This is a genomic window from Lentzea sp. NPDC051213, from assembly GCF_044455585.1.
GTDB lineage: Bacteria > Actinomycetota > Actinomycetes > Mycobacteriales > Pseudonocardiaceae > Lentzea.
Genome location: NZ_JBITEX010000001.1, coordinates 218,114 through 242,460, shown reverse-complemented (window position 1 = coordinate 242,460; position 24,347 = coordinate 218,114). Strand labels below are relative to the sequence as shown.

Below are 24,347 nucleotides of genomic sequence, written 5' to 3'. Positions count from 1 at the left end.
ACCTGGGCTGTCGGTTCTTTACAGTCACTTAAGCGCGTCGCCTCACACATGAAACGACCATCTGGGGCGATACTTCTCCAATGCGGGTGCTGTTGGTCGAAGACGACGACGGTGTCGCCGACGCCCTGGTGGAGGCACTGCGGGCGAACGGCCACCGGCCCACCCGCGTGCGCAGGGGCTCCGATGCGTTGATCGCGCACCGCGACGCGGACGTGGTGCTGCTCGACCTCGGCCTGCCCGACCAGGACGGCCTGGAGGTGCTGCGCAAGCTCCGCAAGATCGACCCGGTGCCGGTGCTCGTGCTGACCGCGCGCGGCGACGAACGCACCGTCGTGCGCGGGCTGCGGCTGGGCGCGGACGACTACCTGGTCAAGCCCGTGCGGCTGGCCGAGCTGCTGGCCCGCATCGACGCGGTGGCGCGGCGCAGCGCGGCCCGGTCCCAGGAACCGGACGACGTGGTGCGGGTGTCCGATGTGGAGATCGACCTGCAGGGCCGCCAGGTCGTGGTCGGCGGGCGCGAGATCTCCTTGACCACCAAGGAGTTCGACGTGCTGGCGGTGCTGGCGCGCCGGCCGGGCACGGCGGTGAGCCGCCAGCAGCTGATGGACGAGGTGTGGGGCAACGCGTTCGTGGCGGTGTCACGGACCTTGGACGTGCACCTCACGCAGCTGCGCGCCAAACTCGACCGGCCGGGGCTGCTGCACACGATCCGCGGTTTCGGCTACCGGCTCGGTGAATAGATGCGGCAACGGCTTCTGTTGGTGCTGCTGCTCTTCTCGCTCTCCGCGGTCACCGCATTCGCCCTCCCGTTGCTGATGAGCACCGCCTCCGAACGCACCCAGCAGTTCGTGATCAGCCGCACCGCCGACCTGGACCGCTTCGCCACGCTGCCCGCCGACGTCGTGGTGTCCGAGGCGCAGCGGCACACCGAGGTCTACGGCGAGGAGGTCGTGGTCGTCGACGCGGCCGGCACGCCCGTCGTCGAGGCCGGCATGAAGATCGCCGAGGTCTCCGCGCAGATCGACGCCGCCCTGCGCAACCAGCCCGCCGCGCCCGTGCCGACCGTGCTGCCGTGGAACGGCGGCGACGTCCTGTTCGCCCGGCCGGTCGGCACCGGCACGAAGGTCGCGGGCGCCGTGGTGCTGCGGGCGTCCACCCGCGTCGCGGCCCTGGACGTGGGCCGGCGCTGGGCGTTCGTGCTGGCCGGCGCGTTGCTCGCGGCCTGCGCCTGCGTGCTGCTGGCGCTGGTCGTCGCCCGGTGGCTGCTGCGGCCGTTGAAGGAGCTGGACCGGGGCGTGCGCGCGGTCGCCGAGGGCCAGCGCCGCACCCACGTCGTCGACACCGCGGGCCCGGCCGAGCTCAGAGCGCTGTCCGAGTCGTTCAACCGCATGTCGGACGCCGTCGCGGAGGCCGCCGACCAGCAACGCCGGCTGATCGCCGACGCCTCGCACCAGCTGCGCAATCCGATGGCGGCGCTGCGGCTGCGCGTGGACATGCTGCCGTCCAACGGTTCGCTGCTCACCGAGGTCGAGCGCCTCGAATCACTGCTGGACGGGTTGCTGGCACTGGCCTCGGCCGAGAGCACCGCGACCGAACGCGCGGCGGGCGGGCGTGAACCCGAGCTGGCCGATCTGCAGGTCGTGGCGCACGACCGGGTGGACGCGTGGCGCGCGGCGGCGGGCTCGTCGGGCGTGACGATCACCATCGACGACCGCGCGCACGGGCTGGTGCGGTGCGCGGTGTCGGACCTGGCGCAGGTGTTCGACGTGTTGCTGGACAACGCCATCAAGTACGGCGGCACCCAGGTCACCGTGGTGTGCGACCGGGCGACGCTGATCATCCGGGACAACGGCCCCGGACTGTCCACTGAGGACATGGAGCGGGCCACCGAGCGGTTCTGGCGCGGGGACGACTCGCAGCGCGGCACCGGCCTGGGGCTGGCGATCGCGGAACGGATCGTGACGGCGCACGATGGCACGTTGAGCCTGCGCACGGACGGCGGCCTGGTGGTCACGGTGGAGCTGCCGAAGGAGCCGCTGCTGTGAAACCCTTGACGCGCCGGACGTTCCTCCTCGGCACCCTCGCCCTCACCGCCTGCGGGTCGAGCGAACCCAGCGGCACCCTCAAGATCGCCGGTGGCGAACCCGGCGGCTTCTACTTCGACTTCGCGAGCCTGCTCTCCGACCTCTCCCCCGCGCCGCTGACGATCACCGCCGTCCAGACCGGTGGCAGCGGCGACAACCTCAAGCTCCTCCGCGAGGGTTCCGCCGACCTCGCGCTGTCGTTGAGCGACAGCGCCCACCTGGAGTCCGGCATCGTCGCGCTCGGCCGCGTCTACGAGAACTACCTGCAGCTCGTGGTCCTGGACTCGAGCCCGTACCGATCCGCCGCCGACCTGATCGACAAGCCGGTGTCGCTCGGCGCGGCCGGCTCCGGCGCGGCCCTGCAGGGCGAACGCCTCGCGCTGGGCGTGCGAGAAGAGCACTACCCGTTGCGCAACGCCGTCGACGCCCTGAAGTCCGGCGAGATCGCGGCCCTGCTGTGGTCCGGCGGCGTCCCGACCCCGGAGCTCAACAAGGCGAGCGGGATCAGGCTGCTGCCGCTGGACGGCTACCTGCCGCGGCTGCGCCAGGACTACGGCAAGGTCTACGAACGCGTCGACGTCCGCATGGGCGTGTACGGCTCACGGATGGACGTCCCCACCATCGGCACGCCGAACCTGCTGGTGTGCCGGCCGGACCTCAGCGCCGAGTACGCGGGCGCGATCGTGCGGCTCCTGGTCGCCAAGGCCGCGCAACTGGTGCCGGAGCAGGCGCTCGGCACTCAGTACCTCGATGTGCGCAGCCTCATCGACACGGGCAAGGTTCCTCTGCACCCAGGCGCCGCAGCGGAATACCGGAGGTTGCACGGATGATCATCACGATGGCCTCGATCTCGCTGGACGGCTTCATGGAAGGCCCGGACCACGACATCAGCTGGCACGTTGTCGACAACGAGATGCACGAGTACTTCAACTCTGAGCTGGCGCGGATGAGCAGGTTCATCGACGGCCGCCGCAACCACGAGACGATGCTCGAAGCGTGGCCGCACACCGACGAGCACCCCGAGTGGCCGCAACCGATGCACGACTTCGGCCGGATCTGGCGCGACATGCCCAAGATCGTCTACTCGCGGACCCTCGAGACCACCGACTGGAACACCACGGTCAAGCGCGAGATCGTGCCGGACGAGGTCAGGGCGCTGCCCGGCGACAGCATGGTCGGCGGCTCGCAGCTGGTGGGGTCGTTCCTCGAGCACGACCTGATCGACGAGATCCGGCTCTACCTCAACCCGACCGCGATCGGCAGCGGCACACCGTTCTTCAAAAAGCCGATCGCCCTGGCACTCAAGAGCACCAGGGCGTTCGGAGCAGGTGTGGTCGAGCTGATCTACGGCAGGCGCTGACCGAGGAGCAAGGCACCGGCGGCGGCGAACATCGCCGTCAAAGTGCCGAGCAGCAGCCACGGTTTCGAGGCGTCCGCCTGCTTCTTCTCGTAGCCGATCTGCTCGCCGAGCGTGTCGTACACCCGGCGCAGCTCCTCGGCGGAGGCGGCCTTGAAGAACTCACCGCCGGAGATCTTCGCGATCTCCTTCATCGAGTCGTCGTCGACCGGCACTGACTGCTGCCGGCCCTCGATGTCGACCACGCCGTCCTCGGTGCCGAACGAGATCGTGGAGATCGGGATCGCGGCCTTCTTCGCGTCCTCGGCCGCGTCGAACGCCTTGCGGGTGCCCACTGTCTCCTTGCCGTCCGTCATCAGCACGATGCGCGCGGGCGGCGGGCCCTCGGCGCCGCCGACGACCTTGCCGAACGAGTCGATCGACGCCATCGCGGCCACCAGCGCATCACCGGTCGCGGTCGACTGGGCGAGCTTGAGCCCGTCGATCGACTGCGTCACGGCGGCGCGATCCGTCGTCGGCGCCACCAGCACGGTGGCCGAGCCGGCGAACGAGATCAGCCCCAGGTTGATGCCCGGCGTGAGGCCCTCCGCGAACGACTTGGCGGCCACCTGCGCGGCTTCCAGCCGGGACGGCTTCACGTCCGTGGCCTTCATCGACAGCGACACGTCGACCACGAGCATCACGGTCGCCCGGTTGCGCGGCACCCGCTGCTCGGAGGTCGGCCCGGCCAGTGCGACCGTCAACAACGCCAGTGCGGCCAGCAGGAACGCCGCCGGCACGTGGCGCGACCAGCGTTCCCGTTTGGGCGCAACGCGTTCCAGCAGTTCGAGGTTCGTGAATCGCAGCACCCGCTTGTGGCGCATCCGCTGCACCACCACGTACCCGGCGGTCAGCACCGCGACGGCGATGAGCAGCAGGAACCACCACGGGGCGACGAAGTTCGAGAAGCTCACGCGACACCCCCTGACCAACGGCGCTTGCGCGCCACCACGAAACGAACAGTGTCCGCGATCCAGTCCGAGTCGGTCCGCAACACCAGGTGCCCGGCTCCGGCCCGGCGCAGACCGGCGGCGACCTCGGCCCGGTGTTCCGCGGCGGCCGCGTTGAACTCCTTGCGCAGCAACGGAGACGCGGTCACCTCGCGCTGCCGCCCACTCTCCGGGTCGGACAGCACGACGGTGCCGACCTCGGGCAGGTCGACGTCACGCGGGTCGACGATCTCGACGGCCACGATGTCGTGGCGTGCCGACAGAGCACGCAACGGCCGTTGCCACTCCATGCCGCCGAGGAAGTCCGAGATCACCACGATCAGGCCGCGCCGGCGTGGCGGGCGGCGCAGCTGCTCCAGCAACTCCGCCAGGTCACCGCGGGTGCCCTCGGCCGCTCGCGGCAGTTCGGCGATCTTGCGGATCATGCCCCGCGCGTGTGCCAGGCCACCGCGGGCCGGGACGCGCACGTTGTCCGCGCCCGTCGAGACGGCCGCGCCGATCCGGTTGCCGCCGCCGCGCGTCAGGTGCGCGACCGCGGCCGTCGCGGCGATGGCCAGGTCGCGCTTCTCGCAGACGGCCGTGCCGAAGTCGAGCGAGGGCGACAGGTCGATCGCGACCCACGTCTCCAGCTCGCGGTCGGCGACCGTCTCGCGGATGTGCGGGATCGTCGTGCGGGCCGTGACCGCCCAGTCCATCCGCCGCACGTCGTCGCCGGGCTGGTAGGCCCGCGCCTCACCCGGCTCGGAACCCGGCCCCGGCACCAGGCCGAGGTGGTTGCCCTGCAGCAGGCCGTCGAGCCGGCGTCGCACGTCGAGCTCCAGCATGCGCAGCGCCGCCTCCATCTGGACGCCGCGCAGCACCGGCGGCGCCCACGAGGGGCGCTCCTCGGCCTTCTCCCGACTCACTGCCTACCAGCCGGAACCGGCTGCTGCGGACGGGCCGACACCTGCGGCAACGGCACGATCTGCAACACGCGGGTGATGATGTGGTCGATCGGCACGCCGTCGGCCAGCGCGTCGTAGGAGAGCACCAGGCGGTGGCGCAGCACGTCCGGAACGACGTCCACGACGTCCTGCGGCAGCACGTAGTCGCGGCCGCGGACCAGCGCCAGGCCACGCGCGGCGGCGATGATGCCCAGCGACGCACGCGGCGAGGCACCGTAGGCGACCCAGCCGGCGACGTCGGTGAGGCCGTGCTCACCGGGCGCGCGGGTCGCGATCACCAGGCGCACCACGTAGTCGACCAGCGCGTGGTGCACGAAGACGCGCGACGCCACGCCCTGCAGGCGCACCAGTTCCTCGGGCGAGAGGACCTGGCTCGGCGTGGGCGCCTCGACGCCCATCCGGTAGACGATCTCGCGCTCTTCCTCGGCGGTCGGGTACTCGACCTGGATCTTGAAGAGGAACCTGTCGCGCTGCGCCTCCGGCAGCGGGTACACGCCCTCGTTCTCGATCGGGTTCTGCGTCGCCAGCACCAGGAACGGGTCCGGCATCGGGAACGTCCGGCCACCGATCGACACGTGCCGCTCGGCCATCACCTCGAGCATCGCCGACTGCACCTTGGCGGGCGCGCGGTTGATCTCGTCGGCGAGCACGAAGTTCGCGACCACGGGGCCGAGCTCGACGTCGAACGTCTCGGTCGACTGGCGGTAGATGCGGGTGCCGAGGATGTCGGCGGGCACCAGGTCGGGGGTGAACTGCATGCGCGAGAACGAGCCGCCGACCACGCGGGCGAACGTCTCGACGGCGAGCGTCTTCGCGACACCCGGCACACCTTCGAGCAGCAGATGGCCCTTGGCCAGCAGACCCACGAGCATCCGCTCGACGAGCCGGTCCTGGCCGACGATCACCCGCTTCACCTCGAACACGGTGCGTTCGAGCAGCTGGGCGTCACGAGCCGGGGTGACGGGCGCCGATGCGTTCGGCGTTGCCTCGGCGGCGGGCTCGGTCACGTGCGGGCCTCCATGCGAAACAGGGTTTTACCGATCGTGGTGCAGTCTTCCTGACGAGCTGTTCAACCTGCGTGAAGGGTGCCCAGGTCGTCCGGGGTGTCGACGTCGCGCGCCTCACCGGGCAAAGCGGACACTTCCACCGGCCCGAGCCGCTGGAGGGTCTTGCGCAGCGGCTGGTTCCGCGGGTCTTCCGGCAGTGCTCCGCGCAGGTCGGCCGTGTTCCAGACGCCGATCAGCCACTGCGTGCGGTCGTCCTTGAGCACGGCGTTGCGGCCCGGTTCGCGCAGCCTGGCGATCGTGTCCCTGGTGAGGCCGGGCTGGTCGACGGCGAGCACCGCGACCCATTCCGCGCGGACGTGCCGGAGTCCGGCGGCGAGTCCGGCGAGCGGTCCGCCACCGGGTGGATCCTCGCGGGCCCAGGTGACGCCGGTCAGGTCTTTCTCCGGTCCCACCACGATGATCTGCTCTGCATCGTCCACAACGGACAGAACGTGGTCCAGCAGCGTCGCGTCCCGATAGGACAGCGCCGCCTTGTCGACGCCGCCGAGCCGCTCGCCCTTGCCGCCGGTGAGGATGATCGCCGCGTACGTCACACCTGCCCCCTTGCCGCGATGTGGGCGGCCACGCCCTCCAGGAACAGGTGCAGGCCGAAGTCGAAGTCCGCCTCGACGTCCTCGATGGCGGATCCTTCGTCCAGGTCGAACACGCCGGACTCGATGATCTCCGCGAGCGCTGGCATCCGGCGCGGGTCGACGACCTCGCGCAGCACCTTGCCGTACCGGCTGCCGAACGCGGCCGGGTCGTCCGCGTATCCCTGCGCCAGCGTGATGCTCAGCCGTGCCTCGCCGTGCACGAAGGTCATCAGGCCCATCACGATGCCGACCTTCTCCCCCGGCTCGAGCGGCAGGCCGTGCAATGCACCGAGCGCGCGGTCGAACCACGCGAGGCTCGTCGGGCCGGTCGGCGGCCCGCCGATCGGGATCTGCAGGAACCACGGGCGTTTGCGAACGGCCACCAGCACCGCCTTCGCCCAGAACCCGAGGCGCTCGCGCCACTCACCGTCGGGCAACTGGGGCGGGGCTTCCATGGCCGCGTCGCCCATCAACGTGAGCAGCTCGTCCTTGCTCTTCACGTGCCGGTAGAGCGCCATCGTGGCGTTGCCCATCTCCGCCGCTACCCGTGCCATCGACACGGCGGCGAGGCCCTCGGCGTCCGCGACCGCGATGGCGGCCCGCGTGATGTCGGCGGCGTCGATGGACGGCTTGCGCCCCCTCTTCATACGTCTAGTCAAACAGATGCGTATGGCATACGCTCATTCGAGTATTGCGTATGACATACGCATAAAGGGGGTTGCGATGATCGTCGAGACAGCCGGGCTCTCGAAGAGCTACGGGACGAACAAGGTGCTCAAAGGCCTGGACCTGAAGGTCGCGGAGGGATCGGTGCTCGCGTTGCTCGGGCCGAACGGCGCGGGCAAGACGACCACCATCCGGATCCTGAGCACCCTCACCAGACCGGACGGCGGCACGGCGCGCATCGCCGGGTTCGACGTCGTGCGGGACGCGGCGAAGGTGCGCGGCGCGATCAGCCTGACCGGCCAGTACGCGGCCGTGGACGAGGAGCAGACCGGCCGGGAGAACCTGGTGATGATCGCGCGGCTGCGCCGGTTCACCCGCGGTGCGGCGCGTCGCCGTGCCGCGGAGCTGCTGGAGCGGTTCGACCTGGTGGACGCGGCCGGCCGCAGGGTCCGCACCTACTCGGGCGGCATGCGGCGCCGGCTGGACCTCGCGATGAGCCTGGTCGCGCAGCCGCGACTGCTGTTCCTCGACGAGCCGACGGCGGGGCTCGACCCGACGAGCCGCACGACGATGTGGGACGCGATCGGCGAGCTCGTCGGCGACGGCGTGACGATCTTCCTCACCACCCAGTACCTCGAGGAGGCCGACCGCCTCGCGGACCGGATCGTGGTGCTGCACAACGGTGACGTGGTCGCGGACGGCACCGCCGACGCACTCAAGAACCAGGTCGGCGGCACCCGGCTCGACCTCGGCTTCGGCTGCGCCGAGGACGCCGGGCGGGCGGAGGCCCTGCTCGGTGGCGTGCGCGTCGAGTCACGGCTCAGCGTGCCGTCGGACGGCAGCGCGACACACCTGCACCGCGTGCTGGACGACCTGCTGACCGCGGGCGTGCGCACGGAACGCGTGTCCACCCACCGCCCCACGCTCGACGACGTGTTCGCGGCGGTGGCGGCATGACCGGGTCGCTCACGATGGTCGGCCGCAGCGTGCGGCTGAGCCGGCGCAACCTCGACACACTGCTGATGTCGATCCTGCTGCCGGTGATGATGATGGCGCTGTTCGTCTACGTGTTCGGCGGCGCGATCGCCACCGGAACGTCCTATGTGAACTACGTGGTGCCCGGAATCATCGTGCTGTGCACCGGTTACGGCGCCAGCTCCACCGCGATGTCGGTCGCCGACGACATGAAGAAGGGCGCCGTCGACCGGTTCCGCTCGATGCCGATCAGCAGCTTCGCCGTCCTCACCGGCCACGTGACGGCGTCGGTGGCCCGCAACGCCCTCGCCACCGCGATCGTCGTGCTGGTCGCCGTCGCCATGGGGTTCCGCCCGTCGGCGACCGTGCTCGACTGGGTGCTCGCGATGGGGTTGCTGCTGCTGTACGTGCTGGCGCTGTCGTGGCTCGCCGCGGGCTTCGGCGTGATCGCGCGGTCGGTGGAGTCGGCGAGCCTGCTCGGCTTCTTCATGCTGTTCCTGCCGTACCTGAGCAGCGCGTTCGTGCCGACCGCGACGATGCCCGCGGTGCTGCGGGCGGTCAGCGAGCACCAGCCGATCACCCCGATCATCGAGACCGTGCGCGCGTTGCTGACCTCGGCGCCGGTCACCTCCGGGTGGCTCGCGCTGACGTGGGCGGCCGGCCTGCTCGTGGTGGCGTTCTGCCTGGCGACCTGGCTGTTCCGGCGGATCAGCTCCCGTTGAGGTGCAAGGCGTCCAGGCGGGTGAGCTCCTCGGTGGTGAGCCGGAGCGCACCCGCCTCGATGTTCTGCCGCAGGTGCGCGGGGTCGCCGGTGCCGGGGATGACGAGCACGTGCGGCCCCCTCGCCAGCGTCCACGCGAGCCGCACCTGAGCAGGCGACGCGTCGTGCGTCGCGGCGATCTCGTTGACCTCGTCGTCCTCGGCGTTCGTGCCGGTCTCCTTGTTCGCCCCGGCGAGCGCGAAGAACGGCACGAACGCGATCCCGCGCTCACCGCAGACGCCGAGGAAGTCGTCCTGCTCGGGGTGGTGGCCGAGCCCGTACGAGTTCTGCACGCACACGACGGGCGCGATCCGCAGCGCCTGGTCGAGGTGGTGCGGCCGCACGTTCGACAGCCCGAGATGACCGATCAGCCCGTCCTGCTGGAGCTTCGCGAGCTGCTCGAAGTGCGCGCTGACGTCGTCGAGCCCGCTGACCCGCAGGTTCACCACGTCCAGGTGGTCCCTGCCGAGCTGTCGCAGGTTCTCCTCCACCTGGCCCTTGAGCTGCCCCGGCGTGGCCAGCGGCAGCCACTCCCCCTGGGGCGTGCGGCTGGGTCCGACCTTGGTCACGATCACCAGGTCCCGCGGGTACGGCGCGAGCGCGCTGTTGATCAGCTCGTTGGCGGACCTCGTGGCGGAGAAGTAGAACGCGGCCGTGTCGATGTGGTTGACGCCGAGCTCGACGGCCGTCTGCAGCACCTCGATCGCCTGGGTGCGGCTGCGGGGTTTCGCCCTGGGGTCGAGCGCGGCTCCCTGCTGCGGCAGGCGCATCGCGCCGAAACCGATCCGGTTCACGGTCAGGTCACCCAGTCGCCACGTCACCTCGACCACTGTGCCAGCCTTGGTGGCGTGGGACTGTTCACGCTCGACGAGGCCCGGGCCGAACTGGCGCGGCTGCTGCCGGTGCTGGACGAGATCGTGCGGCTGCGCGCCGACGCCGCCGAACTCGCCTCCGGTGAGACCGCTCTGGGTGGTCTGCCGGAGTTCAAGGCCGCGCAGGCACGGCTGGACGAGCTGATGGAGACCGTGCAGCAGACCGGGGCCGAGCTGAAGGGCTTCGCGCCGTTGCTGGTCGACTTCCGCAGCGAGATGGACGGCGTTTCGGTGCTGCTGTGCTGGCTGGAGGGTGACCGGGAGCTGGCCTGGTACCACCGCGCGGATCTGGGGTTCGCGGGGCGTCGCCGGCTCTGACCCGGTGACCGGATCCGTCCGCTCCTCGGCCAGCGCGTGCCTGTTTCGGCCGCACCGCGCAGGACAGGCTTGGGACATGAAGCGAGCATTGATCGTCATCGACGTGCAGGAATCGTTCCGCCAGCGCCCCAACTGGGCCGAGGTGTCCAACCCGGACGTCGTGGGCCAGGTCAACCGCCTGGTCGACATGTCACGCGACGCCGGCGACCTGGTGGTGTGGGTGCTGCATTCCGAGCCCGGCACCGGCGACGTGTTCGACCCGGCTCTCGGCCACGTGCGGCTGATCGACGGCCTCAAGCCCCTCGACGACGAGCCGATCCTGACCAAGACCGCGCACAACGCGTTCACCACGACGAACCTGCAGCAACAGCTCACGCAGCGGGGCGTCCAGGAACTGCTGATCAGTGGCATCCGCACCGAGCAGTGCTGCGAGACGACCACCCGCGTCGGGTCGGACCTCGGGTTCGACATGACGTTCGTGACGGACGCGACCGCGACCATGCCGCTCCCCCACTGGCGGACGGGCAAGATCCTCGGCGTCGAGGAGATCATCGGGCGGACCGAGTACGTGCTGGCCGGTCGGTTCGCGCGGATCTCGGATGTCGCTACGCTGACCGGATCGTGACCAGAGTCGTCTTCCTGCTCGTACCTGGAGTGCACCTGCTCGACCTCGCGGGGCCGGCGCAGGTGTTCTCCAGCGCGGCCGACTTCGTGGGCGGCTACGAGTTGTCCTACGTCGGCGACTCGGACTCGGTGCTCAGCCACCAGGGCGTGCCGCTGGGGACCTCGGCCGAGCTGCCCGCGCTCGGAGTCCACGACCTGGTGTTCGTGCCGGGCTGGCGGTCGCCGCGGATCGTGGGCACCGGTGCGTTGAGCGCGAAGGCGTTGACGTGGCTGCGCGCGCACCACGACAAGGGCGGCACGGTCGCGAGTGTGTGCGCCGGTGCGGACGCGTTGGGTCGCGCCGGGCTGCTCGACGGCCGTCGGTGCACCACGCACCACGAACTGCAGGACGAACTCGAACGGCGCTACCCACAAGCACGGGTCGTGCGTGATGTGCTGTTCGTGGAGGACGAACGCGTCGTGACGTCCGCGGGCATCGCAAGCGGCATCGACCTAGCGCTGCACCTCGTCGCCGTCCGCCACGGCCCCGATGTGGCCGCGCGCATCGCACGCACGATGGTCGTCTACGCGCGCAGGAACGGTGACGACCAGCAAGCCAGCGTGCTGCTGCGCCACCGTTCGCACATCAACGAGACCGTGCACCGCATCCAGGACGTCATCGAGTCCCGCCTCGCCGACCGCCTCTCGCTGGCAGAGCTGGCGTCGGTCGCAGACTGCAGCGAGCGCACCGTCACGCGCGTGTTCGGCCGTGCGACCGGCATGACACCGCTGAAATACCAGCAGGCACTGCGCGTGGAACGGGCCGAGCACCTCATCGGCCAAGGCGCCACTGTGGAGGTTGCCGCGCGCTCGGTCGGCTTCGAGGACGCCCGGATGCTGCGACGTCTGCGATCCCGGTGAAATTGTCAGACCCGAGGAATAGTGTGGCCTGCGTGACGACTTTGGCGAACCGCCCCAACACCGCGTTGCTCGTGATCGACGTGCAGACCGGCGTGGTAGGCCACTCCCACAACCGTGACGAGGTAGTGGCCAACGTAGCCACGCTCGTCGACAAGGCCCGCGCGGCCGGCGTCGACGTCGTGTGGGTGCAGCACAGCAGCGAGCACATGCCTCGCGACACCGACGGCTGGCAGTTCGTGCCGGAACTGAAGCTCGCCGACGGCGAACCCGTGGTGCACAAGATCTATGCCGACTCCTTCGAGGAGACCGACCTCGAGGAAGTGCTGGCGGGCAAGGGCATCGGCAGCCTCGTCCTGTCCGGCGCGCAGACCGACGAGTGCATCCGCTCGACCCTGCACGGCGCCATCGTCCGCGGGTACGACGCCCTGCTGGTCAGCGACGCGCACACCACCGAGGACCTGTCGGAGTGGGGCGCCCCCACGCCGGACAAGGTCATCGCGCACACCAACCTCTACTGGGAGAACCACACGGCGCCTGGGCGCACGGCCGGTGTGGTCAAGACGGAGGACGCGTTCAAGCCAGCGTGAACTGTGCTGGTTCACGAGTAACCAGTACATGACTGGCGTACCCCCGGAGGGAAGCGCTGGCCGCGCAGGCGCCAGGCAGCGCAAGCCGCCGATCTGCCAGCAAGAGCGTCACGCCGCCAGCCGGTTGATCTCGTCGCTGCGCAACACCCGCACCTCAGGCCGAGCCCCCTTGGCCAGCGCGACCATCGCGCGGCCAAGCAACTCGGTGCTGGTGACGAAGCTGGGCGCCACCCGCTTCAACACCGGGAACAACCACGACGACCACGAGTAGATGTACCGGTAGATGCGGGTCCGCGACGTGGCCCCGTGGCGCGGCTGGATGAACCCCGGCCGCACCACGAACGCGGGCCGGTCCAGCGCGAGCACCTCGTTCTCGGTCCGCCCCTTCACCCGCGCCCACATCGTCTTGCTCCCGGCATCCGCGCCCTCGCCCGACACGTACACATACGTGCCACCAACAACACGCGCGGCCTCAAGCGCGTAGTCATGCGTCACGGGCGTGTACTCGGCCTCGTTCAACCCCGCCGACGTCACGCCCATGCAGTAGAAGCAGGCGTCCGCGTCGGCCAGCTCGGCGGCAACCGGTGACAGGTCACCGAAGTCGGCGTGCACGACGTGCCGCAGTTTGGGATCAGTCGACGTCAAAGGCGAACGCCCCACCGTCACGACCGAGTCGACGGCCGGGTCGAGCAGGCACTCCCGCAACGCGCCCTGACCCACCATGCCCGACGCGCCGAACACCACGATCTTCACGACGCCAACCTACGCCAGCGCCGCACCGGTGCGCTCGACGTCACCGGTCGCCAGCAGATCCAGCAACGCACCCCGCAGCAACGCGAGTTCGCGCGTCCGCGACGCCAGTCCCGCCGCGGTGTCGCGCACGTCCGCGGGCTGTGCCGACGCGAGCACGTCCAGCCAATCCTCCACGGTGGCGCGCGCGAACCCGGCCCACGGCCCGTCCGGCTCCACGAGCGAGCGGGCGTACGCCTCCAGCCACAGCGTCAGCAGCGGCCGGTGTGCGGGCGCGGACAGCCACTCCCACAACCGTGCCACGACGCCGGGGCCCGTGCCGATGTCGCTGAGTAACGCCAGTTCGTCGGCACGTGCGCGCGCCAGCAGGGCGCGGACCAGGCCGTCCTTGCTGCCGAACAGGTAGAGCAGGACCCGGGTGCTCGACCCGATCGCCGCCGCCAGCGGGCGCAGCGACAGGTCCGCGAGGCCGTGCGTGAGCACGTAGCGGTAGGCGGCTTCGAGAAGTTCGGTCTCCCGTGCGGACGGCATGGCGCTATCTTGGCACTACTGAAACAGTCGTGTCAGTAGGAGGAGCCCATGGACATCCGCCCTCTCAGCCAACCCGGCGACCTCGGCTGGGTCGTGCAGGCGCACGGCGAGCTCTACGCCGCCGAGCACCACTGGGACACGTCCTTCGAGGCGATGGTCGCCAAGATCGTCGGCGACTACGCGGCCGGGCACGACGAGCAACGTGAGGCCGCCTGGATCGCCGAGCTCGACGGCGAACGGGTGGGCAGCGTGTTCTGCATGCGCGAGAACGAAACCACCGCGAAGCTGCGCGTGCTGCTCGTGCACCCCAACGCGCGCGGGCACGGCCTGGGCAACCGTCTTGTGGAGACCTGCCTGGACTTCGCGCGCGACGCCGGCTACCGGCGCATCGCACTGTGGACGGTCGACGGACTCACGTCAGCCAGGAAGATCTATGAGGCACACGGGTTCGAGCTGATCGAGAAGACGCCACAGCACAGCTTCGGCCACGACGTGGTCGGCCAGCTCTGGGCGCGCGATCTCTAGGCGAACAGCCGATCCAGCTGGTAGTCCACGAACCCCACCGCTTCCTCCGCGCTGTACGAGCCGACGAGCACGCCCACCGCCAGCCCGGAACTGAGAGCGACCAGACTCTCGACCTCAACGAGCGGCGCGAGGTGCATCAACTGCTGCGCCAGCTGCCGCGGGATGCCGCTGACGATCGAGCGGATCTCGTCGTCGGTGATGGCGTAGAGCAGATACGCGTTGTACACGGCGGACGTCTGCCGCGTGACGTCGTCGATCGGGAGCATGCCGACGATCGCGGCCCGCACAACGGCACGTGGATCGCCGGACTCGCGGACCGCCTCGAGTTCGGCCGACATCCGCGCCACGGCGACCTCGATGACGCGTTCGAGGCCGTAGCGGATCATCTGATCCTTGCTGGTGAAGTAGTACTGCACCAGGTTCATCGAGATGCCGGCCTCGGCGGCGACCCGGCGCAGGGTGACCGCCGCGAGCCCCTCCGCGGTGGCGATCCGCCACACGGCGCCGGTGATCTCCCGGCGGCGCTCCTCATGATCCACACGCTTCGGCACCGGCCAACTGTGCCACATCGGATGACAACTCTGCTCACTTTGGGTTATGGTGCAAGTGCACAACAAAAAACGGAATGGGGGTTCCAATGAAGTTGAGCAGCTTCGCCAACGAGAAGGCGAGACGGCGCTACCACGAGGTGTACGACGAGCTTCTGGACTGGCCGCTGCCCTACGAGGACATCACCGTCGAGACCTCGTTCGGGCCGACCTACGTGCGGCGCAGCGGGAACGGCACGGGGGAACCGCTGGTCCTGCTGCACGGCCTGGCGGCAACTTCCCTTGTGTGGCAAGAGTTCGTCGCCGACATCGGCAGCGACCACGTCCTGTACGCGGTGGACTCGATGGGCGAGGCCGGCCGTTCGGTGCAGACGAAACCGATCCCCGACGAGCAGGCCAACGCGGACTGGCTCGCCGAGGTGCTGGAGGGGCTGGGGCACGAGAAGTACCACCTCGTCGGCCTGTCCCGGGGCGGCTGGCTCGCGCTCAACCAGGCCATCCGGTCGCCCGAACGAGTCAGCCGGGTGACCGCGCTCGACCCCGGCGGCTTCGTCAAGAACCTGAACAAGGGCCGCCTCTACCTCTTCATCGGCCTGATGGCGATGCTGGCGCCCGCGTTCGTGCGCCGGCGGATCAAGCGGGAGTCGTTCCTCGGCATCTTCGTCGAACCGTTGCTGCGCAAGCTGGTCCTCGCCGGACTGGGGTTCCAGATGAGGTTCTTCATCGCCAGCTACTTCAGCGACGACGAGGTGCGGGCGATCACCGTGCCGACCAGGGTCATCATCGGCACGCTGACTCCTGCGGAATCCGTTGACGACATGAGGGCGCGGATCGCCCGCCTGGCACCGCACATCGAGATCGTGCCGGTCGCCCTGCACCACGGGTTCGGGCTGATCGAGTCGCCGTTCCTGCGCGAGCAGGTCACCGCGAGCGAGTCATACACGGCCTGACCAGCTGATTTCAACATCAGCACATAGTCGCGCAATCGCCGCAGGACACCTTCATCCCCAGTACCGCTTCACAACAGAGGGGAACACACCATGAAGGTGACTGCTCGTGCGATCGTCGGCTTCACGGCCGCCGGCCTCGCCGCCATGATGGGAATGGGCAGCGCCCAGGCCGCGCCTGGCAACTACCACGTCGAGGTCCGGACCTGCAACGTCGAGGACGCGGGCACCGACTCCCGCGTCGAGGCGCGCTTCAACGGCACCCTCGCCTCGACCGGCTGGATCCTGCTCGACAACCCCGGCGACGACCGGGAGCGCGGCCGCACGGACGTCTACGACAAGACGTTCACCGACCTCGGCACCGTCACGTCGGTCGACATCTACTTCGCCAACAACGATGACAGCCCGCACTGGTGCCTCGAAGAGATCACCGTTCGCAACCCGAACGGCTCGACGACGATCCACCCGTTCCACAACTGGCTCACCCGGGTGTACCCGAAGTCGGGCCCGACGGGCCCGCTGCGGCTCAACAGGGCCTGAGTCGCTCTCCCGGTGGCCCGTCCCTGCGGCGGGTCACCGGGTTTCCGGCATTCAAGCCCTGAACTGCGGTTTTCATCGATTCCGCACCACAGAGGGGACCCGAGTATGAAGCTCGCAGCTCGTGCGGTCGTCGGTATCGCGGCCGCTGCACTCGCCACCACCGTGGCGGCGGCGCCGGCCCAGGCCGCGCCGGCGCCCTACGACATCTGGGTCGTGACCTGCGACGTCGAGGACGGGGGCACCGACGCCCGCGTCGAGGCGCGTCTGCGCGGCGACATCACCAGCCCGTGGTTCGTCCTCGATCACATGTCCGAGGAGTTCCTGCCTGGCGCCACCGACGACTTCCACTTCGTCATGCCGGACCTCGGCCCGATCCGGTCGGTCGACATCGCGATCGATCCGCAGGGTGACCACTGGTGCATCGAGAAGGTCATCGTGCGCGGCCCGGACGGCGTGACCGTCCACCCGTACAACAACTGGGTGTTCCGGCCGTTCCGGAAGGTCGCCCCGCTGCGGCTCGGCGCGGTCTGAGCAAGTCTCCCGGTGGCCCGGCCGTCGGGCGGGTCACCGGGGTTCACAGCAGGCGCGTCACGTACGGCATGATCCCGCCGTACCGCACCGGCGAAATCCGTACGACAGCACCGGAATGCGGTGCCTCGACCATCATCCCGCCGCCCAGGTACAGCGCCACGTGCGTACCGCCGCCGGGACCCCAGAAGATCATGTCGCCGGGCGCCATCTGCGACAGCGGCACCTTGCGGCCGGAGTTGTACTGATAGCCGCTGTAGTGCGGCAGGTAGACACCGACGCCCGCGAAGGCGTACATCATCAGGCCCGAGCAGTCGAAGCCGATCTTGCGGTAGTCGCCGTACGAGTCGGCCACACCGCCGTCGCGCACGCCGTAGGTCGGGCCGTTGTAGTTGCCGCCACCCCACGCGTAGATCACGCCGCGTTGCGCGAGCGCCCGGTTGATCACGGTCTGCACGCGGTTGCCGGACGGTGCGGCGACGGCGGCCGGACGCTGCGGGGCGGGAGCAGCCGCGGCGGCGGCACGGCGGGCGTTCTCTTCTTCTTCGCGCTTCTTCGCCTCGGTCCACTGGTCGTACTGCTGGCGCTGCGCCTCGAGGCCGTTGACCTCACCGCGCGCGGCGGCCAGCTCACGTTCGACGGCGCCCTTGTCGGACTCCAGTTGCGAGGTCGCCGAGGCCTGCGCGGAGTGAGCCTGCACGGCCACCTGCTGCGCCTGCTCGGCGACCTTCTTGGCCTCGTCGGCGGCCGCCTGCTTGGACTCGGCCTTCTGCAGCGCGGCGCGGGCGGCGGAGTCCAGGTTCGCGGCGGTGCCCTGGTCGCGGGCGACCTGGTCCAGCCGGTTCAGCGCGGACGACGACACCGCCTCCAGCATCTGGGCGCGGGCCAGCAGGTCTTCCGGCGATTTGGCGCCGATGTAGGCGGAGAACGAACCGACCGTGCTGCCCTGCGCGTAGGACGCGGCGGCGAACTCGTCCAGTCCGCGCCGGCTCTCCTCCACGGCGCGGGACGCGGCATCGGCCTGGACGCGCGCGCCCGTGGCCTCGTTGCGCGCCGACTGGGCCTCGGAGATGGCCGTCTCCAGGTCGACGCGCGCCTTGTTCGCGAGCTCGCGCTTGTAGGAGACCTCGTCGAACAGCTCCTGCAGGCGTGACTCGGCCTGCGTCAGCCGCCCGGTCAGCTCGCCCACGCGGGCCGCCTTCGCGTCGGCCTCCGCCCGCGACGCCGAGATCTCCGCGTCACTCGGGTTCGGCGGAGGCGGCGGCACGGCGTGAGCCGTCCCCGTGAAGACGGCCGTCAGCAACACCAACACGGCGGGGAGTCGTGTCAACACCGGACATCACCTCCGACCGCATTAGACCAATCAGACCCATTCGGCGCATCTGGAACTAACGCACCGTCAACCACACGTGTCACAGTGGAACACGGGCGGTGGTCCTTTTGGGACGATCGGAGTCCGGCGTGTCGCTGGACCGGACCAGCGCGGGACTAGTTGACGCCGCGGTCCCTTCCTGCCCAGTACGGCTCGCGGAGCTTGAACTTCTGGATCTTGCCGGTCGCCGTGCGCGGGATCGAGTCGCGGAACTCGATCGACGTCGGCGCCTTGTACCCGGCGAGCCGCTCCTTGCAGTGCTTGATCAACTCGGCCTCGGTGGCCTCACCGGAGAGCACGACCAATGCCTTGATCGTTTCGCCCCATTTCTCGTGGGGCACACCGATGACCGCGACCTCGGCGACGGCCGGGTGCGAGAACAGGCAGTCCTCGACCTCGATCGACGACACGTTCTCGCCGCCGGTGATGATCACGTCCTTCTTGCGGTCCGAGATCGTCAGGTAGCCCTCGTCGTCGAAGAAGCCGCCGTCACCGGTGCGGAACCAGCCGTCCTCGATCGCGTCCGCGGTCGACTCCGGGTTCTCCCAGTAGCCCTCCATGACCACGTTCGACCGCGCCAGCACCTCACCGGTGTCGGAGATCCTCAGCTGAGCGCCCAGCGCCGGAGCACCCGCCCGCGACTGCTTGCGCGCCTTCTCCTCGCCCGACGGACCCGGCTGAGCCCGGTTGAACGTGAGCAGCGGTGCCGTCTCGGTCAGGCCGTAGATCTGCAGGAACTCCCAGCCGAGCTCCTCGGTCACCCGCTGGATCGTGCGCGAGGGCGGCGGCGCGCCTGCACAGACGATCCGCACGCGGTCACGGCCGGGGATCTCGCCCTCCCACGTCTGAGCGGCGTCCAGCACGGCATTCCACACGGCAGGTGCGCCGCACATCAGCGTCACGCCGTGGTCGCGCACACGGCGCAGGATCTCGGCGCCGTCGACCTTGCGCAGCACCACCTGCGGCACGCCCAGCCCGGCCAGGCCGAACGGCATGCCCCAGCCGTTGCAGTGGAACATCGGCAGGACGTGCATGTACACGTCGCCCTCCCACGCACGGGTGTGCATGGCGAACGTGACCGCGTTGAGCCAGATGTTGCGGTGCGTCAGCTGCACGCCCTTGGGTCGCGCGGTCGTACCGGAGGTGTAGTTGATGGTCGCGGTCGCGTCCTCCGAGGGATCGCTCCACGGCCGTGGCTCCGCGTCGAAGCGAAGCAGCGACTCCGACTCCTCACCGAACGTGAACCGGTGGCGCGCCACCACGTCGTCCAGTTCCAGCTCCGGGTCGACGAACAACGCCGAGGCACCGCTGTGCTCGACGATGTACTTCACCTCGTCGGGGCGCAGGCGGAAGTTCACCGGCACGCAGATCCGCCCGCTGCCGGGCACCGCGTGCAGCAGTTCGAGCAGCCGCGCCGAGTTGTGGCTGACGACGGCGATCCGCTCGCCCTCGCCGATGCCCAGTGCGTCGAGCCCGGCCTGCCACGCGCGCACGCGGGTCGCCATCTGGGCATACGTCGTCGTCTCGACCGGTTTAGCCGGCTGGTCGGGTTCGTCGATGGTCGCGGTCGTCGCTCCGAACGCGAACGACGCACGGTCCAGGAAGTCCGTGGTGATCAGCGGTACGCGCATGAGAAGACCCTACGACCAGGTACTCGGATCTCCCCAGGACGAGAACTGCCCGCCTCCCCCGAAAGGAGGTACCGAGCTGAGATCGGGCAACACCTCGCCGACAGGTTCGCGCAGGACAACGGCCGCGTGCACGTCGTAGGGCGTCGGTTCGGCGTTGCAGATGATCACCTGCGCCCCCGCGCGCGCCGCCAGCGGCACCAGACCGGCAGCGGGCTGCACCGAGAGAGACGTGCCCACCACCAGCAACAGGTCGCAGTCGAGCGCGGCGAGCCGGGCCCGGCGCAGCACCTCGCCGTCGAGCTCCTGCCCGAACGAGATCGTGGCGGACTTGAGGATTCCGCCGCAGCGCAGGCAATCCGGCTCGGCCTCGCCCTCGGCGACGCGCTTCAACGCGTCGCGCATCCAGCCGGTGGCACCACATCCCAGGCAGACCGTCGCGTGCAACGTGCCGTGCAGTTCCAGCACGCGATGCGGATCGGAACCCGCTTTCTGGTGCAGGCCATCGATGTTCTGGGTGACCACGGTGCGCAACCGGCCGGATCGTTCCAGTTCCACGAGCGCCTTGTGCGCGGCGTTCGGCTTGGCCGTCCAAATCGGATGGTCGAGCCGGGACTGCCAGGCCTGCTTGCGCACCGCGGGATCGGACAGATAGGCGGCCAGCGTGGCGTCACGGCCGGCATCCGCGTCACGGGTCCACAGCCCGTCCGGGCCGCGGAAGTCGGGAATGCCCGAATCCGTGGAGATTCCAGCGCCCGTCAGCACCGTGATCCGGTGCGCGGACGCGACCAGCGCCCGTGCCGCTTCGCACGTGTCCGAGGCCATCGGGTCACACTAGTCCGGTGCGCAGCGCAGTGGGAGCCGCCATCGCGGCAGTGGGCCTGATCACTTCCGTCGCCGGGACTTTCCTGCCGTGGCTGAAGTCCGGATCGACGACGAGGGACAGTTACGAAGTGCTTTCGCTGCGTGATCTGGCCGGGTTGGACGGGGTGGCGGGCACCGTCGTCACGTCGGTCTGGGTGGGTCTCACGCCGCTCGGGATGATCGCGGTAGTCCTTTATGTGGTCCGTTTTCGTCGGTTCGGCGCATGCATCGGTCTTCTCTTTGGCACGATCTGCGGAACCGTGGCCCTAGTTGCCACAGTCCAAGGGGACAGCAAGGGCGCATTGGTCGGCATCAGCATCGCCGGACCGGTCGTGACCCTTACCGGTGCCGTACTGACGATCGTGGGGGCGATCACGGTGCTCACCTCGAACAGGCGCAGCGCAGTGATGACTCCAGGAGGGAACCCGTGAGCTACCCAGGTGGTGGCGGCGGCCAGTGGCAACCGCAGAACAACCCGTACGGCCAGCAGCCCCAGCAGGGTGGTGGCTACCCGCAGCAGGGCGGGCAGCCGCAGCAGGGTGGCTACCCGCAGCAGGGCGGTTATCCCCAGCAAGGTGGCTACCCGCAACAGGGCGGCTACCCCCAGCAGGGCGGTTACCCGCAGACCGGACCGCAGGGTTTCCCGCAGCAGGGCTACCCCCAGACGGGCCCGCAGGGCTTCGCGCAGCCCGGCTTCGAGCAGCAGCCGATCGGCTACGCCCCGATGGGCGGTGAGCCGCCGAAGAAGAAGCGCACCGGCCTGGTGATCACGGCCGTGGTCGTCGTGCTGCTCCTCGTCACCGGCGGGGTCACGTTCTTCGCGCTCAAGCGGTCCGACCCGGCGGCGAACGCGGGCCAGGACACCCCGGCGGTCGCGGCGAAGAACCTCATCGAGCAGCTCGGCAGCGGTGACGTCGTCGGCATCATGGCGTCGCTGGCGCCGGCCGAGGCCGCGTTGTCGAAGGACTACATGGACTCGATGACCAAGGAGATGAAGCGTCTCGAGATCCTCAAGCCCGACGCCGACCCGAACAAGATGTCGGGCGTCGAGTTCAAGAGCGAGAACATCAAGTTCGACGAGGCGGCCGCGGAGAAGATCAACGACCACCTCACCATCAACAAGCTGACCGAGGGCAAGATCACGGTCACCTCGGACCTCTCCAAGGTCCCGCTGACCGACAAGCTGATGGACGCCATCGGTGACAAGGTCAGCCTGACCAAGTCGGAGACCAAGACCTACGACATCTCCGCCGAGGTGCAGAAGCGCGGCAAGCCGATCGGCATCGCGTCGATCAAGGTCGGCAACAAGTGGTACCCGAGCGCCTTCTACACGATCGCCAACGCGATTTTGGAGGAGGACAAGAAGAAGTGGCCCGCGCAGGGCTTCGCGCCGGCCGGGTCGGACTCGCCGGAGGCGGCGGCGAAGCAGCTGGTCAACTCCGTGATGGAGGGCGACTTCCAGAAGGCGATCGCGACGCTGCCGCCGGACGAGGCGGGTGTCCTGCACGACCTCGGCCCGTTGCTGCTCGAGGAGATCGGCTCGCAGAAGCCGCTGGGCGCCAAGGTGAACACGCTGGAGACCGACGTCAAGGACGTGACCGGCGGCAAGCAGGTCACGGTCAAGAAGCTCTCGGTGACCGCGGAGGGCGAGACCTTCACGATCGCCCGCGAGGGTGACTGCTACTCGGTCGAGGTTCCCGGCCAGGGCTCGCAGAAGCTGTGCGCGGACGAGATCACGCAGCTGATGCAGCAGCAGGGCGGCGGAAAGATCCCCGCAGAGGCGGTCGAGATCATCGGCCGGGTCGCCGGGTCGATCATGAAGTCCGGTGTCGGCGTCGTGTCGACCGAGGTCGGCGGCAAGTGGTACGTCAGCCCGGTCCGCTCGTACTACGAGCTGGCGCTCACGCTGTTCCGCGGCTTCGAGCCGAAGGACGTCGACGCGCTGATCGCGCTGCTCAAGAAGTAAGTTCTGGTTCTGCTTCCGGCCCTGTCACCCGCAACAGCGCGGTGACAGGGCCGTGGCAGTTCAGGAGCCGAGTGTGGTCGCCATGGACACTCAGGTTCTGATCATCGGCGCCGGCCCGACCGGCCTCACCCTGGCACTCGACCTCGCCCGCCGCGGCGTCCCGTTCCGCATCGTCGACGCCTCGCCCGCGCCGTACGCGGGTTCGCGCGGCAAGGGCCTCCAGCCGCGCAGCATCGAGGTCTTCCACGACCTGGGCGTGATCGAGCCGGTGCTGGCGTCCGGCCGGTTCCACGTCCGCATGCGCGGCTACGAGGGCCGCGAGGTGGTGCGCGAGTGGGACATGCACGAGGGCCGCCACCCGACGGCCGACCGCCCGTACGCGAGCACCATGATCATCCCGCAGTTCCGGGTCGAGCAGATCCTCCGCGAGGCCCTGCCGGCCGGGACCGTCGAGTACGGCACGCCGCTCACGTCGTTCACGCAGGATCACGACGGCGTCACCGCGATCATCGGTTCCGAGACCGTGCGGGTGCGGTACCTGGTCGGCTGCGACGGCGGGAAGTCGTTCGTGCGCAAGCGTCTCGGCGTGCAGTTCGTCGGCGAGACGTGGGAGGACCAGCGGATGCTCATCGGCGACGTCCGGGTCTCCGGGCTGGACCGCGAGTTCTGGCACGGCTGGGCGCGGGACGGCAAGTGGCTCGGCCTGTGCCCGTTGCCCGGCACGGACCTCTACCAGTTCCAGGCGACCGGCGACGGCGAGCCGTCGCTGGAGCTGTTCCGGCAGATCGTCCGCGAACGCACCGGCCTGGACGACGTGGTGGTGCACGACGCGACTTGGACGTCGTTGTACCGCACCAACATCCGCATGGTGGACCAGTTCAGGGTCGGCCGGGTGTTCCTCGCGGGCGACGCGGCGCACGTGCACTCCCCCGCCGGTGGGCAGGGCATGAACACCGGCATCCAGGACGCCTACAACCTGGGCTGGAAGCTCGGGATGGAGACGCTGCTCGACACCTACGAGGCCGAGCGCAAGCCGGTCGCGGAATGGCTGCTGGGCATGACGACCGCGATCATGTTGTCCGGCAAGCCGTTCGAACAGCGCGGCGACGAGACGCTGCAGCTCTCGCTGTCGTACCGGACCTCCGACGGGCCCGGCCTGCAGGCCGGTGACCGGATGCCCGACGGCGTCACCGAGCAGGGGCGGATCTTCGATCTGTTGCGGGGACCGGACTTCGTGACGCTGGAGCTCCCGGACGGGCCGGTGCTGGTGCGCCCGGACGGGTACGTGGCGGCGATCGGGCGGGACGCGATCGACGCGTACTTCGGCGCGGCACCGGTCACACAGCTGCACCACCGGCGGGTGGCGGCGCGGGCAGCGGCCTAGTGCCGTGACTGCCTGCCTTTGCCCCGGATTTCGGTGGTCAGACGGGTGC

At 69.5% G+C, this 24,347-nt stretch carries 29 protein-coding genes; 17 read left to right on the top strand and 12 right to left on the bottom strand.

Going from position 1 to position 24,347, the window contains the following annotated elements; translation table 11 throughout:
• Positions 1 to 80 precede the first annotated feature (80 nt).
• The 4 genes from ACIA8G_RS01175 to ACIA8G_RS01160 are packed head-to-tail and all read left to right on the top strand — an operon-like array spanning position 81 to position 3,444.
• On the top strand, positions 81 to 740 hold the full coding sequence (locus tag ACIA8G_RS01175) for a response regulator transcription factor (RefSeq protein ID WP_396416220.1): 660 nt from the start codon (positions 81 to 83) through the stop codon (positions 738 to 740).
• Positions 741 to 2,045: a sensor histidine kinase gene (locus tag ACIA8G_RS01170; protein ID WP_396416219.1), complete on the top strand. Its 1,305-nt coding sequence runs from the start codon at positions 741 to 743 to the stop codon at positions 2,043 to 2,045.
• Positions 2,042 to 2,914 carry a TAXI family TRAP transporter solute-binding subunit gene (locus ACIA8G_RS01165; RefSeq protein ID WP_396416218.1) on the top strand — a complete coding sequence of 291 codons (873 nt, stop codon included), beginning with the start codon at positions 2,042 to 2,044 and terminating at the stop codon, positions 2,912 to 2,914. The genes ACIA8G_RS01170 and ACIA8G_RS01165 overlap by 4 nt, the downstream gene beginning before the upstream one ends.
• On the top strand, positions 2,911 to 3,444 hold the full coding sequence (locus tag ACIA8G_RS01160; RefSeq protein ID WP_396416217.1) for a dihydrofolate reductase family protein: 534 nt from the start codon (positions 2,911 to 2,913) through the stop codon (positions 3,442 to 3,444). Before ACIA8G_RS01165 ends, ACIA8G_RS01160 begins: the two co-directional genes overlap by 4 nt.
• Here ACIA8G_RS01160 and ACIA8G_RS01155 read toward each other — a convergent pair.
• The 5 genes from ACIA8G_RS01155 to ACIA8G_RS01135 form a co-directional block, all read right to left on the bottom strand.
• The gene (locus tag ACIA8G_RS01155) at positions 3,429 to 4,394 is read right to left on the bottom strand and encodes a VWA domain-containing protein (protein ID WP_396416216.1); all 966 of its coding nucleotides are present in this window, start codon (positions 4,392 to 4,394) and stop codon (positions 3,429 to 3,431) included. The genes ACIA8G_RS01160 and ACIA8G_RS01155 overlap by 16 nt on opposite strands.
• Positions 4,391 to 5,272: a DUF58 domain-containing protein gene (locus ACIA8G_RS01150; protein ID WP_396417291.1), complete on the bottom strand. Its 882-nt coding sequence runs from the start codon at positions 5,270 to 5,272 to the stop codon at positions 4,391 to 4,393. Before ACIA8G_RS01150 ends, ACIA8G_RS01155 begins: the two co-directional genes overlap by 4 nt.
• Before the next feature lie 59 nt (positions 5,273 to 5,331).
• Complete coding sequence (locus ACIA8G_RS01145; RefSeq protein WP_396416215.1) at positions 5,332 to 6,381, bottom strand: AAA family ATPase; 1,050 nt, start codon at positions 6,379 to 6,381, stop codon at positions 5,332 to 5,334.
• A 62-nt stretch (positions 6,382 to 6,443) separates the two neighbouring features.
• A complete protein-coding gene (locus ACIA8G_RS01140; RefSeq protein ID WP_396416214.1) occupies positions 6,444 to 6,974 on the bottom strand; it encodes a molybdenum cofactor guanylyltransferase in 531 nt (176 codons plus the stop codon).
• Positions 6,971 to 7,660: a TetR/AcrR family transcriptional regulator gene (locus ACIA8G_RS01135; protein ID WP_396416213.1), complete on the bottom strand. Its 690-nt coding sequence runs from the start codon at positions 7,658 to 7,660 to the stop codon at positions 6,971 to 6,973. The genes ACIA8G_RS01140 and ACIA8G_RS01135 overlap by 4 nt, the downstream gene beginning before the upstream one ends.
• 76 nt (positions 7,661 to 7,736) lie before the next feature.
• Here ACIA8G_RS01135 and ACIA8G_RS01130 point away from each other — a divergent pair, with 76 nt between their 5' ends.
• Complete coding sequence (locus tag ACIA8G_RS01130) at positions 7,737 to 8,636, top strand: ATP-binding cassette domain-containing protein (protein ID WP_396416212.1); 900 nt, start codon at positions 7,737 to 7,739, stop codon at positions 8,634 to 8,636.
• A complete protein-coding gene (locus ACIA8G_RS01125) occupies positions 8,633 to 9,376 on the top strand; it encodes an ABC transporter permease (RefSeq protein ID WP_396416211.1) in 744 nt (247 codons plus the stop codon). Before ACIA8G_RS01130 ends, ACIA8G_RS01125 begins: the two co-directional genes overlap by 4 nt.
• On the opposite strand, the gene ACIA8G_RS01120 is transcribed toward ACIA8G_RS01125, so the two are convergent.
• Positions 9,363 to 10,235, bottom strand: a complete 873-nt coding sequence (locus ACIA8G_RS01120) for an aldo/keto reductase (RefSeq protein WP_396416210.1) — start codon at positions 10,233 to 10,235, stop codon at positions 9,363 to 9,365. The genes ACIA8G_RS01125 and ACIA8G_RS01120 overlap by 14 nt on opposite strands.
• A 27-nt stretch (positions 10,236 to 10,262) precedes the next feature.
• Between ACIA8G_RS01120 and ACIA8G_RS01115 the strand changes: the two genes are divergently transcribed.
• The 4 genes from ACIA8G_RS01115 (at position 10,263) to ACIA8G_RS01100 (ending at position 12,715) form a co-directional block, all read left to right on the top strand.
• The gene (locus tag ACIA8G_RS01115; protein ID WP_396416209.1) at positions 10,263 to 10,604 is read left to right on the top strand and encodes a DUF2203 domain-containing protein; all 342 of its coding nucleotides are present in this window, start codon (positions 10,263 to 10,265) and stop codon (positions 10,602 to 10,604) included.
• Positions 10,605 to 10,680: 76 nt separating this feature from the next.
• The gene (locus ACIA8G_RS01110; RefSeq protein WP_396416208.1) at positions 10,681 to 11,229 is read left to right on the top strand and encodes a cysteine hydrolase family protein; all 549 of its coding nucleotides are present in this window, start codon (positions 10,681 to 10,683) and stop codon (positions 11,227 to 11,229) included.
• On the top strand, positions 11,226 to 12,128 hold the full coding sequence (locus tag ACIA8G_RS01105) for a GlxA family transcriptional regulator (protein ID WP_396416207.1): 903 nt from the start codon (positions 11,226 to 11,228) through the stop codon (positions 12,126 to 12,128). Before ACIA8G_RS01110 ends, ACIA8G_RS01105 begins: the two co-directional genes overlap by 4 nt.
• Positions 12,129 to 12,160: 32 nt before the next feature.
• Positions 12,161 to 12,715: a cysteine hydrolase family protein gene (locus tag ACIA8G_RS01100; RefSeq protein WP_396416206.1), complete on the top strand. Its 555-nt coding sequence runs from the start codon at positions 12,161 to 12,163 to the stop codon at positions 12,713 to 12,715.
• Positions 12,716 to 12,823: 108 nt separating this feature from the next.
• Here the strand turns inward: ACIA8G_RS01100 and ACIA8G_RS01095 are convergent, their stop codons facing one another.
• Positions 12,824 to 13,468 carry an epimerase gene (locus ACIA8G_RS01095; protein ID WP_396416205.1) on the bottom strand — a complete coding sequence of 215 codons (645 nt, stop codon included), beginning with the start codon at positions 13,466 to 13,468 and terminating at the stop codon, positions 12,824 to 12,826.
• A gap of 9 nt (positions 13,469 to 13,477) precedes the next feature.
• Positions 13,478 to 13,996: a TetR/AcrR family transcriptional regulator gene (locus tag ACIA8G_RS01090; RefSeq protein ID WP_396416204.1), complete on the bottom strand. Its 519-nt coding sequence runs from the start codon at positions 13,994 to 13,996 to the stop codon at positions 13,478 to 13,480.
• 48 nt (positions 13,997 to 14,044) lie between these two features.
• Between ACIA8G_RS01090 and ACIA8G_RS01085 the strand changes: the two genes are divergently transcribed.
• Complete coding sequence (locus ACIA8G_RS01085) at positions 14,045 to 14,521, top strand: GNAT family N-acetyltransferase (RefSeq protein WP_396416203.1); 477 nt, start codon at positions 14,045 to 14,047, stop codon at positions 14,519 to 14,521.
• On the opposite strand, the gene ACIA8G_RS01080 is transcribed toward ACIA8G_RS01085, so the two are convergent.
• On the bottom strand, positions 14,518 to 15,072 hold the full coding sequence (locus tag ACIA8G_RS01080) for a TetR/AcrR family transcriptional regulator (protein ID WP_396416202.1): 555 nt from the start codon (positions 15,070 to 15,072) through the stop codon (positions 14,518 to 14,520). The genes ACIA8G_RS01085 and ACIA8G_RS01080 overlap by 4 nt on opposite strands.
• A gap of 86 nt (positions 15,073 to 15,158) precedes the next feature.
• Here ACIA8G_RS01080 and ACIA8G_RS01075 point away from each other — a divergent pair, with 86 nt between their 5' ends.
• The 3 genes from ACIA8G_RS01075 (at position 15,159) to ACIA8G_RS01065 (ending at position 17,087) form a co-directional block, all read left to right on the top strand.
• Entirely contained in the window at positions 15,159 to 16,019 is an 861-nt protein-coding gene (locus ACIA8G_RS01075; RefSeq protein WP_396416201.1) for an alpha/beta fold hydrolase, read from the top strand.
• Positions 16,020 to 16,109: 90 nt separating this feature from the next.
• Positions 16,110 to 16,556 carry a PLAT/LH2 domain-containing protein gene (locus ACIA8G_RS01070; protein WP_396416200.1) on the top strand — a complete coding sequence of 149 codons (447 nt, stop codon included), beginning with the start codon at positions 16,110 to 16,112 and terminating at the stop codon, positions 16,554 to 16,556.
• Between the two features lie 105 nt (positions 16,557 to 16,661).
• Positions 16,662 to 17,087 carry a PLAT/LH2 domain-containing protein gene (locus ACIA8G_RS01065; RefSeq protein ID WP_396416199.1) on the top strand — a complete coding sequence of 142 codons (426 nt, stop codon included), beginning with the start codon at positions 16,662 to 16,664 and terminating at the stop codon, positions 17,085 to 17,087.
• Positions 17,088 to 17,130: 43 nt separating this feature from the next.
• Here ACIA8G_RS01065 and ACIA8G_RS01060 read toward each other — a convergent pair whose 3' ends face one another.
• The 3 genes from ACIA8G_RS01060 to ACIA8G_RS01050 form a co-directional block, all read right to left on the bottom strand.
• Complete coding sequence (locus ACIA8G_RS01060) at positions 17,131 to 18,417, bottom strand: NlpC/P60 family protein (protein ID WP_396416198.1); 1,287 nt, start codon at positions 18,415 to 18,417, stop codon at positions 17,131 to 17,133.
• 155 nt (positions 18,418 to 18,572) lie between these two features.
• Positions 18,573 to 20,087, bottom strand: coding sequence for a class I adenylate-forming enzyme family protein (locus ACIA8G_RS01055; protein WP_396416197.1), 1,515 nt, complete (start codon positions 20,085 to 20,087; stop codon positions 18,573 to 18,575).
• Positions 20,088 to 20,096: 9 nt separating this feature from the next.
• Positions 20,097 to 20,909 (bottom strand): SIR2 family NAD-dependent protein deacylase, encoded by an 813-nt coding sequence (locus ACIA8G_RS01050; RefSeq protein WP_396416196.1) that lies wholly within the window; start codon positions 20,907 to 20,909, stop codon positions 20,097 to 20,099.
• Positions 20,910 to 20,926: 17 nt separating this feature from the next.
• Here ACIA8G_RS01050 and ACIA8G_RS01045 point away from each other — a divergent pair, with 17 nt between their 5' ends.
• The 3 genes from ACIA8G_RS01045 to ACIA8G_RS01035 all read left to right on the top strand — a co-directional run bounded on the left by ACIA8G_RS01045 (position 20,927) and on the right by ACIA8G_RS01035 (position 24,298).
• Positions 20,927 to 21,379, top strand: a complete 453-nt coding sequence (locus ACIA8G_RS01045; protein WP_396416195.1) for a hypothetical protein — start codon at positions 20,927 to 20,929, stop codon at positions 21,377 to 21,379.
• Entirely contained in the window at positions 21,376 to 22,914 is a 1,539-nt protein-coding gene (locus ACIA8G_RS01040) for a flagellar basal body protein FliL (protein WP_396416194.1), read from the top strand. The genes ACIA8G_RS01045 and ACIA8G_RS01040 overlap by 4 nt, the downstream gene beginning before the upstream one ends.
• An 82-nt stretch (positions 22,915 to 22,996) precedes the next feature.
• Positions 22,997 to 24,298, top strand: coding sequence for an FAD-dependent monooxygenase (locus ACIA8G_RS01035; RefSeq protein WP_396416193.1), 1,302 nt, complete (start codon positions 22,997 to 22,999; stop codon positions 24,296 to 24,298).
• Positions 24,299 to 24,347 lie beyond the last annotated feature (49 nt).

What these genes read in the sequence shown, in the direction of transcription:
- ACIA8G_RS01175 (WP_396416220.1), top strand. Translation starts at nt 81, where the DNA reads ATGCGGGTGCTGTTGGTCGAAGACGACGACGGTGTCGCCGACGCCCTG.
- ACIA8G_RS01170 (WP_396416219.1), top strand. Translation starts at nt 741, where the DNA reads ATGCGGCAACGGCTTCTGTTGGTGCTGCTGCTCTTCTCGCTCTCCGCG.
- ACIA8G_RS01160 (WP_396416217.1), top strand. Translation starts at nt 2,911, where the DNA reads ATGATCATCACGATGGCCTCGATCTCGCTGGACGGCTTCATGGAAGGC.
- ACIA8G_RS01150 (WP_396417291.1), bottom strand. Translation starts at nt 5,272, where the DNA reads ATGGAGGCGGCGCTGCGCATGCTGGAGCTCGACGTGCGACGCCGGCTC.
- ACIA8G_RS01135 (WP_396416213.1), bottom strand. Translation starts at nt 7,660, where the DNA reads ATGAAGAGGGGGCGCAAGCCGTCCATCGACGCCGCCGACATCACGCGG.
- ACIA8G_RS01130 (WP_396416212.1), top strand. Translation starts at nt 7,737, where the DNA reads ATGATCGTCGAGACAGCCGGGCTCTCGAAGAGCTACGGGACGAACAAG.
- ACIA8G_RS01125 (WP_396416211.1), top strand. Translation starts at nt 8,633, where the DNA reads ATGACCGGGTCGCTCACGATGGTCGGCCGCAGCGTGCGGCTGAGCCGG.
- ACIA8G_RS01110 (WP_396416208.1), top strand. Translation starts at nt 10,681, where the DNA reads ATGAAGCGAGCATTGATCGTCATCGACGTGCAGGAATCGTTCCGCCAG.
- ACIA8G_RS01090 (WP_396416204.1), bottom strand. Translation starts at nt 13,996, where the DNA reads ATGCCGTCCGCACGGGAGACCGAACTTCTCGAAGCCGCCTACCGCTAC.
- ACIA8G_RS01085 (WP_396416203.1), top strand. Translation starts at nt 14,045, where the DNA reads ATGGACATCCGCCCTCTCAGCCAACCCGGCGACCTCGGCTGGGTCGTG.
- ACIA8G_RS01075 (WP_396416201.1), top strand. Translation starts at nt 15,159, where the DNA reads ATGAAGTTGAGCAGCTTCGCCAACGAGAAGGCGAGACGGCGCTACCAC.
- ACIA8G_RS01070 (WP_396416200.1), top strand. Translation starts at nt 16,110, where the DNA reads ATGAAGGTGACTGCTCGTGCGATCGTCGGCTTCACGGCCGCCGGCCTC.
- ACIA8G_RS01065 (WP_396416199.1), top strand. Translation starts at nt 16,662, where the DNA reads ATGAAGCTCGCAGCTCGTGCGGTCGTCGGTATCGCGGCCGCTGCACTC.
- ACIA8G_RS01055 (WP_396416197.1), bottom strand. Translation starts at nt 20,087, where the DNA reads ATGCGCGTACCGCTGATCACCACGGACTTCCTGGACCGTGCGTCGTTC.
- ACIA8G_RS01050 (WP_396416196.1), bottom strand. Translation starts at nt 20,909, where the DNA reads ATGGCCTCGGACACGTGCGAAGCGGCACGGGCGCTGGTCGCGTCCGCG.
- ACIA8G_RS01035 (WP_396416193.1), top strand. Translation starts at nt 22,997, where the DNA reads ATGGACACTCAGGTTCTGATCATCGGCGCCGGCCCGACCGGCCTCACC.